The following is a 17608-nucleotide window of genomic DNA, read 5'->3' on the forward strand; positions in this document are numbered from 1 at the left end:
GCCCAAATATCCTCGGGGGGTGCGGGGGGCGAAGCGCCCCCGCCGCTAGGCCTCGCGCGGGCGCAGCATCAGCCAGATCAGCGCCCCTCCGGCCAGCACCAGGAAGGGCAGCATCGCCAGGTTGACCGCGTTCCAGCCCGCCACCACCGATCCCCCGCTGCAATTCATCAGCCCCCCCGAGGACAGCGAGGCGAGGAACACGCCGCCGAACACCACCGCGTCGTTCAGACCCTGCACGCGGCCCCGCTCCTCGGGCGCGTGGGCGCGGGACAGCATGGTGGTGGCGCCGATATAGCCGAAGTTCCAGCCCATCCCCAGCAGGATCAAGGTGGCGAAGAAATGCGAAAGCTCGACCCCGGACAGGGCGGTGGCGCCGGCCAAAGCCAGAAGCAGCAGGCCCGCCGCGACGATCCGTTCCGCGCCGAAGCGCGCGATCAGGTGGCCGGTAAAGAAGCTGGGCGCGAACATGGCCAGAACGTGGGCGCTGACGATGTTGGCCGCGTCCGTCGGCCCAAAGCCGCAGCCCACCACCGCCAGCGGGGTCGAGGTCATCACCAGGTTCATCAGCGCATAGGCCACCATCCCGCAGATCATCGCCACGGCGATCTGCGGCTGGCGCAGCAGTTCGGCCAGCGGGCGGCCTGCCTCCGCGCCGGCCTCGGCGGGCGCGGGCTTGGGGCTGTCGAGGAACGCGAACAGGAACGGGCCAAGGGCATTCAGCCCGATCACCGCCAGATAGGCCGCAAGGAACGGCACCGCCGTCAGCCCGTCCGTGGCGCGGACCACGGCCGGGCCGATGATTGCGGCGGCCAGTCCACCCGCCATCACCCAGCTGATCGCGCGGGGGGCGTAATCCTCGGAGGCGAGATCGGTGGCGGCGAAGCGATAGAAACCCTGCGCCGACATGTAGATGCCCGTCAGCAGGGATCCGGCCATGAACAGCCAGAACGATCCCGCCGACAGCCCCCAAGCTGCAAGGCCCGCGCCCAGGCCGCCCGCAAGGACCGCCAGCAGAAAGCCCGCCCGCCTACCGCGATCTTGCATGAAGCGCGCCAAGGGCCGCGCCGTCAGCGCCGATCCCAGAACGATCATGGACAAGGGCAGCGTGGCGATGCAGGGGTTCGGAGCCAGGATCTGCCCCGCAAGGCCGCCCACGATAAAGATCACCGACATCTGCGCGCCCAGGATCGCCTGCGCCGCGACCAGCACGATCACGTTGCGGCGGGCGCGCCTGTCGTCGGAGGGCAAGGTCAGCCCCGGCTCAGCCGGGATGCGGCATGGGCCCGTTCCTGGATCGCGCCCCAATTCTCGGCGCTGACATCGGCGTCGGTGGCGATCCAGCTGCCGCCGATGCAGACCACGTTCGGCAGGGACAGATAATCGCCCGCATTGGCCGGCGAGATGCCCCCGGTCGGACAGAAGCCGATCTTCGGCAGCGGCCCGGCCAGCGACTTCAGCGCGCGGGCGCCGCCGATCGCCTCGGCCGGGAAGAACTTCAGCATGTCATAGCCCGCGTCGGCCGCGCGCATCACCTCGGACGCGGTGGCCGCACCCGGCAGCAGCGGCAGCTCAAGCTCCTCGCAGGCGGCGATCAGCCGGTCGGTGAGGCCGGGCGACACGGCAAAAGTCGCACCCGCTTCCTTGGCGCGCTTGGCGTCGTCCGGCGTCAGAACCGTGCCCGCGCCGACATGCCCGCCCGAAACGCCCGACATCGCCCGGATCGCATCAAGCGCGGCATCGGATCGCAGCGTGATCTCCAGCACCGGCAACCCGCCGGTGACCAGCGCCTGCGCCAGCCCCGCGGCCCGTTCGGCGTTCTGGATGACGATCACCGGAATCACCGGGGCAAGCCTGCACAGCGCCCGCGTCCTTTGCGACTGTGTTTCAGGGTTCATGGCGCCACCTTTCTAACCGCAATCTGCGGGCAAACTGCCCGGAGGCGGGGGGTGATGCAAGCGATTTGCCGCCCTGCGGCGAAAATCTTGTTATCGCTATCAGGCGGCAACGGTCAGACGGCGACCAGCACGGCCACGTAATGGATCGCAGCGGCGGTCACGACAAAGCCGTGCCAGATCGCGTTCTGGAAGCGCAGCCGTTCCCAGACATGGAAAACGACGCCCGCCGTGTAAACGACGCCGCCGACGACGATCAGCAGCATCGAAACGGGCGGCAGGTGGTCGGAAATGGGGCCGAAGGCGATCAGCCCGCTCCACCCCATGAGGATATAGAGCAGGATCGCCAGCCGGTCGTATCGCCCGGGCAGCAGGCATTTGAGGGCGACGCCAAGCGCCGCCATGGTCCAGATGAAGACCAGCAGCGCCAGCACCGTCGGATCCGAGGAGGCCTTGTGCAGGAAGGGCGTATAGGTGGCGGCGATCAGAACGAAGATGGCGGAATGATCGACCCGCCGCAGATACCATTTCAGCGGCGAATGCGGCAGCATGTTATAGGTGAAGGACGCGGCCAGCGCCAGGATCAGCCCCGCGCCATAGATCGCCGCGGCCAGAACCTCGGCCCGGTCCGCCGACATCGCGGTATGGAACATCAGCGCGGTCACGCCCACCAGCGCCAGGGTGACGCCCACGCCGTGAACGATCCCGTCTGCAAGCACTTCGTAGAAATCGTATTGACGCCCAAAGCGGAAGCGGCTGTCGGCCATGGCGGAACCCCCTTCGCCCTCATCTTGCCCGACCGTTCCCGACCCGGCAACTGACAGATTCGTCAGCTTTTATCGGTTCCGCAAGGGGAAGCCCTTGCAAAACGAATCCAGGGGGGCTATCTGCCCCACACTTCACAGGCAGGGGCGGGCCCTTGCGGGAGAAATCCGCAAAAGGTCCACCGGTTGGGACATCCGTCCTGAATCCCCTGCCAAGGCGCAAACCGGAAAGGACATGGACATGGCGCTTCCCGAATTCTCCCTGCGTCAGCTCTTGGAAGCTGGCGTTCACTATGGCCACCAGACGCAGCGCTGGAATCCGCGCATGGCGGAATACATCTATGGCGACCGCAACGGCATCCACATCCTGGACCTGACGCAGACCGTCCCGATGCTGGACGCGGCGCTGCAAGTCGTGCGCGACACCGTGGCCAAGGGCGGCCGCGTGCTGTTCGTCGGCACCAAGCGCCAGGCGCAGAAGCCGATCGCCGATGCTGCCGAGAAATCGGCCCAGTTCTACATGAATCACCGCTGGCTGGGCGGCACGCTGACCAACTGGAAAACCGTTTCCCAGTCGATCAGCCGCCTGAAGGCCATCGACGAGACCATGGCCGGCGGCGCCGAAGGGCTGACCAAGAAGGAACGCCTGCAACTGGAGCGCGAGCAGCAGAAGCTGCAAGCCTCGCTGGGCGGCATCCGCGACATGGGCGGCCTGCCGGATCTGCTGTTTGTGATCGACGTGAACAAGGAAGACCTGGCGATCCTGGAAGCCAAGAAGCTGGGCATTCCGGTTGTGGCCGTGGTCGATACCAACTGCTCGCCCGAAGGCGTGGACTACATCATCCCCGGCAACGACGACGCCGCCCGTGCCATCGCGCTGTATTGCGATCTGGCCAGCCGCGCCGCGCTTGACGGCATGTCGGCCCAGATGGGCGCGGCGGGCGTGGATGTCGGCGCCCTGTCCGAAGCCCCCGAGGAACTGCTGGACGAGCCCGCCCCCGAACAGGCGACCGCCGACGCCTGATCGGCGTTACACCGGATATTCACGGAACTGTCGTCAGGCGGGGATATGCCCCGCCTGACGCGTTGATCAAAGGAGACGGATCATGGCTATCACCGCCGCGATGGTGAAAGAGCTGCGCGAAACGACCGGCGCAGGGATGATGGACGCCAAGAAGGCGCTGACCGAGACCGACGGGAACATGGAAGCCGCCATCGACTGGCTGCGCACCAAGGGTCTGGCCAAGGCCGCCAAGAAGGCCGACCGCGTCGCCGCCGAAGGTCTGGTTGGCGTGCAGGTCGCCGATGGCCGCGGCGTCGCCGTCGAGATCAACTCGGAAACCGATTTCGTCGCCAAGAACGCCGACTTCCAGCAGCTCGTGCGCGAGATCACCGACACCGCCCTGACCACCGCCGACGATGTCGAGGTTTTGAAGTCCACGCATCTGAACGGCAAGCCCGTTTCCGAAGTGCTGACCGACGCCATCGCCCGCATCGGCGAGAACATGACCCTGCGCCGGATGCACGTTCTGGAAGGCGACACGGTGGTGTCCTATGTCCACAACGCCGCCGCCGAAGGCATGGGCAAGATCGGCGTCCTGGTCGCGCTGAAGGGCGACAAGGACAAGGCTCAGGCGATCGGCAAGCAGTTCGCCATGCACATCGCCGCGACCAACCCGGTTTCGCTCTCCGAGGCGACCATGGACCAGGCGCTCTTGGCGCGCGAGCTGGAAGTCCAGACCGCCAAGGCGATGGAGGAAAACGCCGCCTCGGCCAAGCCGAAGCCCGAAGCCGTGATCCAGAACAACATCATTCCGGGCCGGATGAAGAAGTTCGTGGCCGAAAACACGCTGCTGGGCCAGGCCTTCGTGATCAATCCCGACCTGACGGTCGAGCAGGCCGCGAAAGAGGCCGGGGTCGAGATCACCGGCTATGCCCGCGTCGCCGTCGGCGAAGGCATCGAGAAGAAGGAAGAGGATTTCGCGACCGAGGTCGCCAAAACCCTCAGCGGCGCCTGATCCCGCTGTTCCGACAACGGAATGCCGGTCCTGCGGGGCCGGCGTTTTTCATTTTGACGACCGGACCTGGCCATGCCATGCACGGGCGCGAAACTGCCTTGCGAAACCATGCCATTCATTATCGCCATCGACGGGCCCGCCGCCTCGGGCAAGGGCACCATTGCCCGCGCGCTTGCCGCGCATTTCGGCTTTCACCACCTGGACACCGGGTTGCTGTACCGGGCGACCGGCGCAAAGGGCGGCGATCCGGTGCTGGCCGCGCAGACGTTGGAGGCCGATGATCTGGCCCGGCCCGGCCTGCGCAGCGCGCAGGCGGGGCAGGCGGCCAGCCGCGTCGCCGCCATCCCCGCCGTGCGCGCCGCGCTGCTGGAGTTCCAGCGCCGCTTCGCCTTGCAGGATCCCGGCGCCGTGCTGGACGGGCGCGACATCGGCACGGTCATCTGCCCCGATGCGGCGGTCAAGCTGTATGTCACGGCCTCGGACCAGGTTCGCGCCGCCCGCCGCGCGGCCGAGCTGGGCGCCGATCCGGTCGAGATCCTGGCCGAGCTGCGGGAACGCGACCGCCGCGACAGCGAACGCGCGACGGCGCCCTTGCGGCCTGCCGAGGACGCGGTTGTTCTGGACACGAGCGACCTGACCATCGCCGAGGCGATTGCCCGCGCCATCGCCCAGGTGGATCGCGCGCGGGCGTGACCCGTCTCAGCCGCAGGTCACCCGGGCGATCCAGCCCTTGGGATCCAGGAAGATGTTCAGCCGCCGCGGCTGATAGTCCTGCGTCACGACCTGCCCGGGGCTGATTTCCCGCCGATGCAGTTGCGGGGGCAGGTAAACCTCGCCGATGTTCATGCCGACCAGCCGCTGATGCTGGCTCAGGTCGCAGCTTGTGGCGGCAACGGTCAGGCCGTAGCCCGTCGAGCAGGCGGCCATGGAGAACAGGGCCAGAACGGAAAGGATGGCACGGGCCGATGACATACGATCACCTCTTTGTGTTTGAGGCAGAACGATTGCACCGCCCGCGCGTTCCCTGCTTTTCTGCGGATGGAGAAAAACGATGAAACAAGGGCTTGCCGCCATCGGTCTTGCTGTTCTGCCCGTGATGGCCTGGCCGTCGAGCGACGAGGCATGGGACGCGTTCCGCACCGCCGTCGCGCAATCCTGCCGCGCGCTGGTTGAAGCGCCGGCCTCTGCAAGCGTCGCGGTCGAAGTCAATCCGTTCGGTTCGGAAAGCTATGGCGCGGCCCTGGTCACGGCCGGTTCCGACCGGATGGTCTGCATCTATGACAAGGCCGCGGGCACGGCGGAGCTGACGGCGCCCTTTGCGGACGCCGCAGCGCAGTGATCTAGCTGGCTTCGGCGAAGGTGCCGCAGCCGATCCGGCCGCCGGCATGGCCCGAAGGCTGGCCCACATAGTCGTCGGGTTGTTCATGGATGATGATGGCGGATCCGTCTTCGTCTGCGACCATTTCCTTGCTCAGCCCGGAAACGAAATATTCGACCATCAGCGTGCCGCTGTCGGGGACATGGATATTGGGCAGGTCGCCCGGATGCGGGCCGTTGGCCGCCATCACGCCATGGTCCTTGTCGCCCGCCAGGTGCCCGCCCGCCGATTCGAAGTCGGGCGGCGTGCATTCGCCGGTCTGGTGGATATGGGCGCCGTGGATGCCGGGGGGCAGGCCCTCCAGTTCCAGCGTTACCAGCATCATGCCGGACGGGGTGGCGACCGCGGTGGCGGTGCCGCGGCTTTCGCCCTCGGCCGTCTTGATTTCCGCGATCATCGGCGCCTCGCCTTCGGCCGGGGCGGCGGGCGCGGCGGTTTCCTGGGCCGCGGCGGGCAAGGCCAGCAGCACAAGGGCGGCAGCGGTTCGGAACGGCATGGGAAATCTCCTCTGGTTGCGGTTCCGGCCTCAACGCCCGGGAGGGGCGGACGTTCCGGGCCTTGATCCGCGCCGCGTCATTGGCGATAAGTCCCCCGAGATCCGCCCCCGAAAGGTAGCCCCATGCGCGTTCGCATCTATCAACCCGCCCGCAATGCCATGCAGTCCGGCACCGCGCGGACCAGGACATGGGTGTTGGAGTTTCCGCCCGTCGGACGCGATATCGACCCGCTGATGGGCTGGATCGGCAGTGACGACACGCAGAGCCAGGTCCGCCTGCGCTTTGACACCCAGAAGCAGGCCGAGGATTACGCCCGCGAACATGGCCTGGACTACATTGTCCAGCCGCCGCAAAAGCGCGCCGCCAATGTCCGTCCGCGCGGCTATGGCGAGAACTTCGCGACAGACCGCCGCGCGCCCTGGACCCATTAGGTTTTGTTGTTCGGAGCATAGTTGCTGCCGGCTAGGGGTAAATTTGTTCAGTTCGGGGCAAAGATTTCGTAACCCATTGATTCTCTACTGACCGCCTCCGGGCGGTCATCTCTTTTCCAGGACATCTCATGACTATTGCTCATCTTGTCACCCATTCCGGTGGCTTTCACGCTGACGAGCTTCTCTCCTCCGTTGTCCTGACGCGGCTTTTCCCGAAGGCGCGGATCACGCGGACGCGTGATGCGGCTTGGACCACACCGGCGCCGGACCGGGTGATCTATGACGTCGGCCGCGATCACGATCCGGAGCGGCTGATCTTCGATCACCACCAGAAGAGCCCACCTCTGCGCGACGACAGCCAGCCCTACAGCTCGTTCGGCCTAATCTGGCGGCACTTCGGCAGGGACTATCTGCGGACCTTCGGTGTTCCTGATGGGGATCTGGACATGATCCATGCAGCGTTCGACGCCGATTTCGTCCTGCCCATCGACTTGGTAGACAATGGTTCCCTGTCGCCAAGTGGATTGCTCGCGGACCTGTCCCTGCCGCTCCTGCTGGAAAGCCTCAAACCCGTCTTCGACGATCGCAGCCCGGGTGCCGATGATCGGGCCTTCGACCACGCTTTGACCATCGCTCGTGCCTTTGTCGAGGCGGCGGTTGCACGAAAGGCCGCCAAGCTGCGGGCCGAGGCTGTCGTTATGGAGGCCATTGCCGCCGCCGGAGAAAGCCGGGTCCTCGAACTCCCGATGGGCATGCCCTTCCGCTCTGCCATCGAGAAGGCAGGCGCCGATCACCTGCTCTTCGTGGTCCATCCCCGAGAAACAGACTGGGCCCTGACCGGCATCCGCCGCGAAGCTGAAGGTTTTGCCCTTCGGGCCGATCTTCCCGTAGGTTGGGCGGGGCTGACGGACGCGGCCTTCGAAGCTGCATCTGGTGTGCCTGGCTCACGCTTCTGCCACAACGCCCGCTTCATTGCTGTGGCCGCAGATCGTGAGGCTGCTCTGCAGCTTGCTACTCTGGCAGTTCAACATGCGCGGGCACTGCGAGGAACAGCTTGAAGCCTACACTTGTCCCAAGTGGCAGCATCTCATCATTAACCAAAAGGGCGGAAAGCGGTTGTTCGCTGCGTTCAGCTCGATCGTCCGCTGTGTGTGAACTTAGTAGAATTGGGGGTATGAACCGGGTGAACCAGTATTCGCAGCGTGCGTCGATTGAGTGACCCGTCCTTGCGCCACAAAGCGGCCAAGTCCTTGCTTCATGTGCCACTGGCGACACAATCTCCGCATTTCGCTGCCTTCGAGATGAGGGTGGAGGTCAACAAGTTGCGATACGCGTGAATTATGCGCCTATACTATGGACATGAGTTAAGTGAGCGCTGCCGTGACCTTGGACGTTCTTATCGATGATCCATCAAACGCCGGAGGGGTCGCCGCCAGGGCGGGCTTTACATACCAGGATCAGGTAGGGGTCGGTTTCCTGCTCGATATGTTGGAAGACGCAACAATCGTCGCAGTGGAATTCGAGACGGCGGATGACATCACCTTGCGCATCCTCGAAGAGGACAGAAGCATCAACGAGTATGTTCAGGTAAAGACCACCGAAGACGACAGGAAGTGGTCAATTAAAGAAATAACGGAGCGAAGCAAGTCGAGCACGAAGACGCTCCCCGGAACATCACTATGCGAAAAATCTCTAGCGTGCGACCGCTTCGAAGCCGAACCCCGTTTCCGCATCGTGTCGCGGCGCGATGTCGCTTCCGCTTTGAAGCCATTTTGTGCGCCTCGGGGGCGAAGGAAGGCTGTTACGGAAAAACTGGCTGCGCTGAAGGAGAGTTTCTCTAACAAGCATAAATCATTCACATCAAAGAACAAGCGCAACCTTGGTCATTGGGCGGAAACCCTCTACTGGCAGGTCGCTGGCTCGAGTGACGGGCTTGAGCGCGATGGTATCAACAAGATCCTTAGGATGTGTGAGGCTCAAGGCTCGATTCCGGGCATAACGCGAGCGGAAGCGATGTATAAGGAACTGCTTTCCCAGGTTCGGGAAGCTTCAGAGGCTGACCGAGCAACAGACGGGGACAAGAAAAGCCTCGCGAGGGCGACGGTTCAGCAGTGGTGGAAAGAAAAGCTTGCCGACATCCGGGCCAACGCACGGCTGGACCTCAAGGTCTACACCACTCTGCCGGAACCGTTCCTAAAGGAGATTGCAAAGCTTGACGAGGTCGCGATCGCGCGGTCTATGAGAAGCTTCGATGTCGAGTTCGATGACGGAGAGTGGCGCTCGGAAGCCCTGTGTGATTATCTCGTGGATTGGCTGCCCGAAATCGCGCTGCCTTCGCACACGCTTGCCCAATTTGACAGGTTTTCTGCAAGACAGCTGCTCCCGAGAGCGCTGGACGCTTTGAAAGGTCGGCGCATTGATGTCGACACGCTCCTGGCCGAAGTTCTTCTCCACGCGGTCATGAGGAACCATCTGAACAGCGAGCCTATGCCTTGCCGTCTGTTCAATATGGAAGACGGAACTGCCACCAGTGCCCATATCGTTTTCAACGACTCGGGAGATCAGCTTTGGCTTGGACGCCCTCATCTGCTGCGAGCAGATCAGCGCGACGATATCCTTACTGAGATCGCTGAAGGCCTACACGAGGCAGTGTCGTCCGGGGTCCTGAAGGCGGAGCGCCGCTTCATCATGACGCTCCGCGAGCCGCATCACGCTAGACCGTCATCAATCGATGGACTCTTCACTGACCGCGCAAAAATTGAAGACCTTCGTAGAGCGGTTCGGCTACCGATCCTGCTCGCCTACGAAAGTCCACATTTGGCTACCGGATTCTATAACGCATACCTGAGCGACCTAATTTCTGAAGCTAATATGGAATATGAAAAGTTAAAGCCGGTGCTGCCTGCCACTTTGGTTAGTATTTCCGTCCATATCTTCCTAATTCCGATACCGAACGTAGACAGCCTCCTCTCCGAGTTCGAGAAGGTGATAAAAAGATGATAAATTCTATCGAAATGGACGCTCGAGACTTGCTTCGCGCCCCAGAGCGCAATGCCTCGGACTGGGAGAAAATTTTACGCAACCTCGCAATGCTTTCAAACAATACGTCTACCCACGACACCTCCCGAGAACTGATCATACGTGCGTTAGACAAGAAACGGGAGATTCCTGAGAAATACCATGATCTTCTTAATGATCTCATCAAAGCTGTTGGGCTGATCCCATATTTGCCGGATCCGAAAGATTTTTCGGAATCGATGCTCCTGCAGGCTCATATCGCTCCGGGACTCGATGGTCGACGTTTCCACTCCCTGCAACTCATTGTCTATCGCCAGATTATGGAAGGACGAAACGTCGTGTTAAGCGCGACTACAAGCGTCGGCAAAAGCATGATCATCGACGCAGTAGTTTCTGCGAATAAATTCCGTAGGATCGTTATCATCGTTCCGACGATCGCCCTCATCGATGAAACGCGCAAGAGGCTTGCCGCACGGTTCTCCGAAACTCACAGTATCATCACCCACGCGTCGCAAGTTTCCACGCCGGGTGCGCGCGCCATCTATATCCTCACACAGGAACGGGTCCTCTCTAGAGACGACCTCCAGAACATTGACTGGTTCGTGGTAGATGAGTTCTACAAACTCGACATTCGGGCCGACCTCGCGGGAGGCGCGGATCGGGCTGTCGATCTCAACCTTGCCTTCCACAAGCTGGCGTCGTCGGGAGCGAAGTTTTACCTGATCGGTCCCCATGTCGACGGGGTCAAGGGCATCGCTAGTAAATATCAGCACGTGTTCATCCCATCCCAATTTTCCACAGTTGCCTTGGACATCGTGCATTTTGACCTTCCTCGCGATGGAAGCGAGCGCGCCGAAAAGCTTAAAGAGATCGTTGGCGAGAACACGGGGCCGACGCTGATCTATTGTCAGTCGCCCGCGAAGTGCGCAGAGGCTGCTCAGCTCCTCATCGATGCCGAGAAGCGCCCGCTCACGAAGGCTACAGAGGACGCCACATCCTGGCTCGAGCAGGAATTTCCTGATAGCTGGATCGTCACTGACGCTCTGAAAAGGGGTATCGGGATACACCATGGAAACGTGCCGAGATCACTTCAGCAGTATATGATCCGGGCCTTCTCCGAAGGTAAACTCTCGATCTTAATTTGCACGTCAACCTTAATCGAGGGCATCAATACGGTTGCCGAAAATGTTGTTGTTTATGACCGGCGAGTAAACACATCAACCATCAACTACTTTTCTTTCCGGAATGTCGCCGGACGAGCAGGACGAATGGGGCAATGGTTCATCGGAAAAGTCTTTGTGCTCGAGAACCCTCCGGAACCATCCGACATGCTAGTTGAAGTGTCGGTTGAAACCCAGCCTGAGGGAACCCCCATTTCGCTTTTGTTGGGGTTGCCAGAAGAAGATCTTTCGGATGCGTCACGGCGCCGGGTCGAAAGCGAGATCAATGCGGTGGAACTTGATATATCGACTATCCGCGAGAACCGCCACATAGATATCGAAACCCAAAAGCTTGTAGCGAACCGCATTCGCAGCGATATGCTTTACCGAAATCTACTGAACTGGTCCCACATCCCGAATGGAGAAGAGCTAAACTATGTATGCGAAATAATTTTTGCGCAGATGGGGGGCGAACGGATCTTAAAGGGTTATCAGATCCACAGCGGAACTCAATTGGCCGCAGTGCTGACCAAGATCCGTATGTCGGACACACTACGCAATTTTTTAGATGATAGAGTTGAAAATCGGCGAGGTGAACAATCACCAAGTGACGCCATCGATCAGGGCCTTAAGTTTCTCCGCAGTTATCTTTGTTTTAAGTTCCCGCGGCAGCTCTCCGCTATTGAGTCAATTCACAAAGACATTGAATCTAGAGCGGGACGCAAATCGACAGCGAACTACCGAATGTTCATTGCGATGGCGGAAGCCATGTTTTTGGATCCAAATGTCTTTATCCTAGATGAATTTGGGGTTCCTTTCTCCCTAGGAACAAAACTGCTACCCGATCCATCGCCCGATGAGACCCTGCAGGACGCCGTAGACCGCATCCTCCAAACGAAAGATGAAATCCTCGGAATATTGCATCCGTTTGAACGGGAGATTTTCAAGAGTGTGGTGCCGGCGCTTCCCAGAGGCTGAACTACCAGAGAGCGTGGCACGACGTTCTGACCCGCTTGAGTGTTTACATCCGTCCGCAAGATGATGATCAGCGCGGCGAATGAACTCCGAAATATGGCAGGATCAGGCCACGGCTGGGTTGTGGGACGGAAGAGGAGCTGACAGCTGACGACGCAAGCCTGGTCGCCTCGCATTGGATGGTCCTCTCGGCATGGCTGCGTCGCTACGTTGGATCGAAGTGAGAAAGGCGGAGCGTGATGGACGAGAACCTCAGGGCGTATATGCGCCTCGTCGAGAAGCGCTCGTGCGAGCACAACCAAGCCTTCGGCTTGCTCTACGCCCAAGGGCTTTACGGTGCCTGCGCCGCGATCATCCGTCTGGAAATCGATAACCTCATGCGGGTCGATTACCTAGCTTTCTCTGTCCCCCTTACTGACCGTGATGGACTGTGCCGTAATGTTCTTACGGGCGCACGGTGGCAGCGACTTTCTGCCAAGGGGAAGTTCACGGACATCCGCGATGTCGAATTTCACACCTACGCCAATGACAATCACTCGTGGGTATCCTTGGCTTACGGCTTCAGTTCGAAGTTCATCCACCTCACGAACTTTTGGGCTTACGGCATATCTGAGCCACTGGCGACGATGTCCGCGGATGAGCGATCGGAAATCGTCTCCTACCTCCGCAGCTACCACGGCTTCACGGGGCATGATTTGCATATGGATGATCTTTTCAAGCTCCTTCCACAGGTTTTCGAAAAAATCCGCAGCAACGTCGAATGCTACGTCGAGCAGAAAGACGGGCTGCTTCTACATCCTCTATCTTTGTAAGGGGCAGCTCGTTTTCAGCTGCAAGCGTCGACGAACGGCGGCTTTGGTTTGGGAGCGATCATACCCCGCACGTGGTTCGAACGGCCGCTATGGGCCAACTTCATCGGTCAGGACTCCCCGCTGCAGTTTGTTGATAATGTGCTTTGTCGCCAATCACGACAAAGCTTCAAATAATCCCTAGCATCCTTGCTGAGCCGCGCGATGCCTAGCAGACGGGCAAGCTCCAAGTCCGGGTCTTCAGCTTTGAATATCTTGGCTTCGTCCCGAGCAATGACGCTAGCGATCTCGGATCTTGATATCTCCCGCAGTGACCGGTCGCCCATACCCCTGAAGGGAACGCGGTTCCTTATGCTGCCCTTCTCCCAGAGGAACCTGACATTTCCCTCGACTGTCACATCAAAGGTGTCATGCAAGGCCGACAGACGTGCCTGGATGCGTCCGCCGGTTCGTTGCCAGCCGTGAAGCTGGGAAATCCGGCGGGCAAGGAAGCTGTCGGGGATCGGACCCTCTGCGGCGACGATCTGCTGCATCAGGCTGCGGAGGTCGGCCGTGTAGTCATCATCGAAGAAGCGATCGGCACTTGGTTGGATGCCTTGCAATGGCAAAGGCGCCGGCAACGCGCCCGCCGCGTTATCGGCGAAGAGAACCGCGCGTTCCTCAACAGCTTCGTCGCTCTCATCGTCGTCTGATTGCTGCGGATCGGGTGCAGGCATTGGTAGGAGCGAGGTTCCCTCCGCAAGGGGCGCATCCTCCTCGACAGGAACCTGCTGCGCGTCCTCTTCAGCCCGGCGCGCCCGGTCAGCTTCCAGAATGGCTTGGAGACTGCCGTCAATACGCGTGATCGTGGCATCAGGAGCCCGGAACCAGTCGGTCGACCAGATCCGCAGAATATTCCAGCCCAAGCCTTCCAGAACAGCCTGACGGATCCGGTCTCGGTCGCGCGCTGTTGCCGAGGAATGGTAACTCGCTCCGTCGCACTCCACGCCGGCCAGCCAAACGCCCGCGTGATCGGGATGCCGCACGCCCAGGTCGATGCGGAAGCCCGACACGCCGATCTGCGTGTGGACCTCCCAGCCTTTTGCGGCCAAGGCACCGCGCACCCCTTCCTCGAAGGGAGAGTCTGCGGGTCCGACCGATCCGCTGTCCTGCGCGGCAAGAGCCACCGGTCCCCGGTTGGCGAAGTCAAGAAAAGCCTTGAGATCCGCAACTCCGCGGGCTCGTGTCCTTGTGGTGTCGATCTGATCGGCGGTGATCGAGGCAAAGACATGCAGTTCCGCCCGTGCCCTTGTAATCGCAACATTCAGGCGCTTTTCTCCGCCGTCCTTGTTCATCGCGCCAAAGTTCATGGTGAACTTGCCCGCCTGGTCCGGCCCGAAAGTGATCGAGAACAGCATCACGTCGCGTTCATCGCCCTGGATGTTCTCCAGGTTCTTGACGATCACCGGCTCTTCCAGCTCGTCGGCGAAGAACCATTCCAGATCGGGGTTGGCCTTGCGCTCGGCATCAAGCAGGTCGAGGATCAGACCCTGCTGCTGTGCGTTGAAGGTGATCACGCCAAGGGTAGGGCGCTTTTTCTCGGGCAGCCTCAGCCATTCGGTCAGGCGCTTGCGAATGAAGGCAGTGATTGCACGCGCCTCCTCGGGATTGGTCGATCCGGTGCCGCGCCCATAGATGCCGTTGACCTTGTGCAGCCGCACAGCATTGCCAGCAGCGTCGGGCGAGGGGAACGTGACCAGGCCCCCGTCATAGTAGTAATGGTTTGAAAACGCGATTAGCGCCTCGTCCCGGCTGCGATAATGCCAGTTCAGTCGATGGGTCGGGATGCCTGCCGCCGCCACTTCGTCCAGGATGGACGGCATGTCCTTTTCGAATTCAGCGAGTTCAGCGCCTTCCTGGGTGCCGTCATCGCTGCGCCCGAAGAAGTTCGTCGGCGGAAGCTGCTTCGGATCGCCCACGATGATCGCCTGGCGCCCGCGGGCAATTGCGCCGATGGCATCCCAGGTCGAGATCTGCGAGGCTTCGTCGAAGATGACGAGGTCAAACTGCGCCTGCCCGGCGGGTAGGTATTGGGCAACCGACAAGGGCGACATCAGCACGCAAGGCGCCAGCTTGCCAAACGTTGTCGGCATGTCGGCAATCAGGCTGCGGATCGCCCGCGTCGGGCGCTGCAATCCCAGTTGATGCCGCAGAACCCCCAGTTCCGAATTCCGTGGGACCGAGTCGCGCGTGGGCAGATCATTTCCCAGCCGCCGCATTACTTCGTCCGAGGCAAGATTGGCCAAGGCATCGTCAAGTTCCCGGAAACGGCGGATCAGGGCGTCATGTTCCCAATGCGCAAAGCCGCGCAGGCAAGCTTCGGCATCCATCGCCAGCCGCAGCCACCAGGCCATATAGGCCTGCTCGAAAGCACGCATGGTATCGGGAATATCCGCCTTCTCCTCCAAGGCGCGAACCAGCGGCTCCAGCCCGGCGCCGAGGGCCTCGGCTCGACAGGCGCGCCATTTCAGCCAGTCGCCGAACCGACTCTGTAGAGGCTCCAGTCCGGCCAGGAGGGTGTCGCAATCCTGTGGCAGGGCGCCTCCTGCATCGGCAAAGGCTGCTGCGGCTTGATCGGACCTGTTCGCTGTGTCGCGCAGGGCTTGCAGCAGGGAAGCAAAATCGCCGCCCGAGGCATGGGACAGTTGGGGCCGGTGTTCTTCCAGCCGCGCGGCAGGCAGGCCGGCGGCGCGCAAGTGTCGTTCCAGATCCAGGAAAGCGGATGCCGCATCGATCTCGGCAGCAATGCGGGCGGCATCCGTCTTCTCGCCCGCAAATCCAGGCAGCGACCGCAGGCTTGAGGCTGCGATGTCCTGCCATGCGCGCAGAAGCTGCTTCAGTGCCGGAAGGTCGCGTGCAGGATCCGCCTGACCCGCGCTTGCATAGCTTTGCAGCAGCTTGCGGAGTTTTTTCTGCGCCAAGCCGGCGAAGGGCCAAGACTTTCCCTGTGCCTCGCGCCACTGCAGTTCCAGGGCGTCCAGCGGCATGTCGGCCAAGCCCTCATCGGGGTAGCGGGCCGACAGTGCGGACCGGGCCTGGGCCGCGCGCGACAAGGCCTCCCTCAAGGCGTCAAGTCCGGCGCGGGCTTCATCGGGGTCGCGCAGCGCCTCGGGAGAGACGGCGGGCTTGTCCAGCCTGTTGATTTCCACCCAGAAGTGACCCAGGCAGGCCCATAATTTCCATTGAGATTTGACCCATGTGACCCTTCCCCGACGCGAAGAGCGGAGGGGGTTTACGGAGTGATCCACATGGGACTTTTGAACGTGATCCGGAAGCTGCGGCTGCGGGAGAAGTTGCCAATCCGCGAGATCGCGCGTCGCACCGGCCTGTCGCGCAATACGATCAAGAAGTATCTGAACTCAGGAACGATCGAGCCGTCCTTTGCCACCCCGGATCGGCCAAGCAAGCTTGATCCTTTTGCCGAGAAGCTGGCCGGCTGGCTGAAGACGGAGGCCGGCAAGTCGCGCAAGCAGCGGCGGACGCTGAAGCAGATGCATGCCGATCTGGTCAAGCTGGGCTTTACCGGCTCCTACGGCCGGGTTGCGGCGTTTGCGCGGGACTGGCGGACAGATCGCCAGCGGGAACAGCAGACCACGGGCCGCGGCACCTTTGTGCCGCTGTCTTTCCGACCGGGAGAGGCCTTCCAGTTCGACTGGAGCGAAGACTACGGCCATCTGACGGACGAGCGCACCAAGCTTCAGATGGCGCATATCAAGCTATCACACAGCCGGGCCTTCCTGTTGCGCGCCTACCCCCTGCAGACCCACGAGATGCTGTTCGACGCCCACTGGCACGCGTTCCGCGTCTTTGGTGGTGTGCCCGAGCGCGGCATCTACGACAACATGAAGACGGCGGTGGATCGTGTCGGCCGTGGCAAGGAGCGGCAGGTCAACCTCCGCTTCCTGGCCATGGCCAATCACTATGTCTTCGAGCCGGAGTTCTGCAATCCGGCAGCGGGTTGGGAGAAGGGACAGGTCGAGAAGAACGTTCAGGACTCCCGCCATCAGGTCTTACAAGGGATGCCGGGCTTTCCCGACCTTGCCACGATGAACACCTGGCTGGAACAGCGCTGCCTGGAGGTGTGGCAAGAGACCCCGCACGGCACGCTGCCCGGCACCATCGCCGATGTCTGGGCTGAGGAGCGGGCCGCATTGATGCCCCTGCCGCCGGCTTTTGACGGCTTCATCGAACTCAGCAAGCGCGTCTCGCCCACCTGCCTGATCAGCTTCGAGCGCAATCGCTATAGCGTTCCGGCGTCCTTTGCGAACCGGCCTGTCAGCCTGCGGATCTATCCAGACCGGCTGGTCGTGGCAGCCGAGGGCAACATCCTGTGCGAGCATTGCCGCATCATCCAGCGCAGCCACAAGCTGCCACCGCGGACGATCTATGACTGGCGGCATTACCTGGCTGTTCTTCAGCGCAAGCCCGGGGCGTTGCGCAATGGCGCGCCCTTTGCCGAGTTCCCGCCTGCCTTCCGGCAGTTGCAGGAGCAGATGCTGCGCAAGCCCGGCGGTGATCGCGAGATGGTCGACATCCTCGCCCTGGTTCTTCAGCACGACGAACAGGCCGTGCTGACGGCGGTGGAATTGGCCTTGGCCGAGGGCGTGGCGACCAAGACCCATGTGCT

Annotated in this window: 16 protein-coding genes; 10 read left to right on the forward strand and 6 right to left on the reverse strand. The window is 61.8% G+C overall.

Going from position 1 to position 17608, the window contains the following annotated elements; translation table 11 throughout:
- Positions 1 to 45: 45 nt before the first annotated feature.
- The 3 genes from ACFOM8_RS09365 to trhA form a co-directional block, all read right to left on the reverse strand.
- Positions 46 to 1248 carry an MFS transporter gene (locus tag ACFOM8_RS09365; RefSeq protein ID WP_377761091.1) on the reverse strand — a complete coding sequence of 401 codons (1203 nt, stop codon included), beginning with the start codon at positions 1246 to 1248 and terminating at the stop codon, positions 46 to 48.
- A 2-nt stretch (positions 1249 to 1250) separates the two neighbouring features.
- Positions 1251 to 1895, reverse strand: a complete 645-nt coding sequence (gene eda / locus ACFOM8_RS09370; protein ID WP_377761092.1) for a bifunctional 4-hydroxy-2-oxoglutarate aldolase/2-dehydro-3-deoxy-phosphogluconate aldolase — start codon at positions 1893 to 1895, stop codon at positions 1251 to 1253.
- A gap of 113 nt (positions 1896 to 2008) precedes the next feature.
- Positions 2009 to 2659: a PAQR family membrane homeostasis protein TrhA gene (trhA, locus tag ACFOM8_RS09375; protein ID WP_377761093.1), complete on the reverse strand. Its 651-nt coding sequence runs from the start codon at positions 2657 to 2659 to the stop codon at positions 2009 to 2011.
- 232 nt (positions 2660 to 2891) lie between these two features.
- Here trhA and rpsB point away from each other — a divergent pair, with 232 nt between their 5' ends.
- From rpsB to ACFOM8_RS09390, 3 genes are all read left to right on the forward strand, one after another.
- Positions 2892 to 3680 (forward strand): 30S ribosomal protein S2, encoded by a 789-nt coding sequence (gene rpsB / locus ACFOM8_RS09380; RefSeq protein ID WP_377761094.1) that lies wholly within the window; start codon positions 2892 to 2894, stop codon positions 3678 to 3680.
- Between the two features lie 82 nt (positions 3681 to 3762).
- A complete protein-coding gene (tsf, locus tag ACFOM8_RS09385; RefSeq protein WP_377761095.1) occupies positions 3763 to 4674 on the forward strand; it encodes a translation elongation factor Ts in 912 nt (303 codons plus the stop codon).
- 108 nt (positions 4675 to 4782) lie between these two features.
- Positions 4783 to 5367 carry a (d)CMP kinase gene (locus ACFOM8_RS09390; protein WP_377761096.1) on the forward strand — a complete coding sequence of 195 codons (585 nt, stop codon included), beginning with the start codon at positions 4783 to 4785 and terminating at the stop codon, positions 5365 to 5367.
- 6 nt (positions 5368 to 5373) lie between these two features.
- Here ACFOM8_RS09390 and ACFOM8_RS09395 read toward each other — a convergent pair whose 3' ends face one another.
- Positions 5374 to 5646 carry an I78 family peptidase inhibitor gene (locus tag ACFOM8_RS09395; RefSeq protein ID WP_377761097.1) on the reverse strand — a complete coding sequence of 91 codons (273 nt, stop codon included), beginning with the start codon at positions 5644 to 5646 and terminating at the stop codon, positions 5374 to 5376.
- A gap of 79 nt (positions 5647 to 5725) precedes the next feature.
- Here ACFOM8_RS09395 and ACFOM8_RS09400 point away from each other — a divergent pair, with 79 nt between their 5' ends.
- Positions 5726 to 6013 carry a hypothetical protein gene (locus ACFOM8_RS09400; protein ID WP_377761098.1) on the forward strand — a complete coding sequence of 96 codons (288 nt, stop codon included), beginning with the start codon at positions 5726 to 5728 and terminating at the stop codon, positions 6011 to 6013.
- Between the two features lies 1 nt (position 6014).
- On the opposite strand, the gene ACFOM8_RS09405 is transcribed toward ACFOM8_RS09400, so the two are convergent.
- Positions 6015 to 6548, reverse strand: a complete 534-nt coding sequence (locus ACFOM8_RS09405; RefSeq protein WP_377761099.1) for a superoxide dismutase family protein — start codon at positions 6546 to 6548, stop codon at positions 6015 to 6017.
- A 123-nt stretch (positions 6549 to 6671) separates the two neighbouring features.
- On the opposite strand from ACFOM8_RS09405, the gene ACFOM8_RS09410 reads away from it, so the two are divergent.
- The 5 genes from ACFOM8_RS09410 to ACFOM8_RS09430 all read left to right on the forward strand — a co-directional run bounded on the left by ACFOM8_RS09410 (position 6672) and on the right by ACFOM8_RS09430 (position 12945).
- Entirely contained in the window at positions 6672 to 6980 is a 309-nt protein-coding gene (locus ACFOM8_RS09410) for an ETC complex I subunit (protein ID WP_377761100.1), read from the forward strand.
- A 128-nt stretch (positions 6981 to 7108) separates the two neighbouring features.
- Positions 7109 to 8038 carry an MYG1 family protein gene (locus ACFOM8_RS09415; RefSeq protein WP_377761101.1) on the forward strand — a complete coding sequence of 310 codons (930 nt, stop codon included), beginning with the start codon at positions 7109 to 7111 and terminating at the stop codon, positions 8036 to 8038.
- A gap of 322 nt (positions 8039 to 8360) precedes the next feature.
- On the forward strand, positions 8361 to 9980 hold the full coding sequence (locus ACFOM8_RS09420) for a dsDNA nuclease domain-containing protein (RefSeq protein WP_377761102.1): 1620 nt from the start codon (positions 8361 to 8363) through the stop codon (positions 9978 to 9980).
- Entirely contained in the window at positions 9977 to 12136 is a 2160-nt protein-coding gene (locus ACFOM8_RS09425; protein ID WP_377761103.1) for a DEAD/DEAH box helicase, read from the forward strand. The genes ACFOM8_RS09420 and ACFOM8_RS09425 overlap by 4 nt, the downstream gene beginning before the upstream one ends.
- Positions 12137 to 12372: 236 nt before the next feature.
- Positions 12373 to 12945 (forward strand): hypothetical protein, encoded by a 573-nt coding sequence (locus tag ACFOM8_RS09430; RefSeq protein WP_377761104.1) that lies wholly within the window; start codon positions 12373 to 12375, stop codon positions 12943 to 12945.
- A 107-nt stretch (positions 12946 to 13052) separates the two neighbouring features.
- Here ACFOM8_RS09430 and ACFOM8_RS09435 read toward each other — a convergent pair whose 3' ends face one another.
- Positions 13053 to 16130, reverse strand: coding sequence for a DUF3320 domain-containing protein (locus ACFOM8_RS09435; RefSeq protein WP_377761105.1), 3078 nt, complete (start codon positions 16128 to 16130; stop codon positions 13053 to 13055).
- Positions 16131 to 16229: 99 nt separating this feature from the next.
- Here ACFOM8_RS09435 and istA point away from each other — a divergent pair.
- Positions 16230 to 17608, forward strand: a 1379-nt coding sequence (gene istA, locus ACFOM8_RS09440; RefSeq protein ID WP_377761106.1) for an IS21 family transposase, incomplete at its 3' end; no start/stop codon positions are given.

The organism is Paracoccus angustae, from assembly GCF_042648745.1.
GTDB lineage: Bacteria > Pseudomonadota > Alphaproteobacteria > Rhodobacterales > Rhodobacteraceae > Paracoccus > Paracoccus angustae.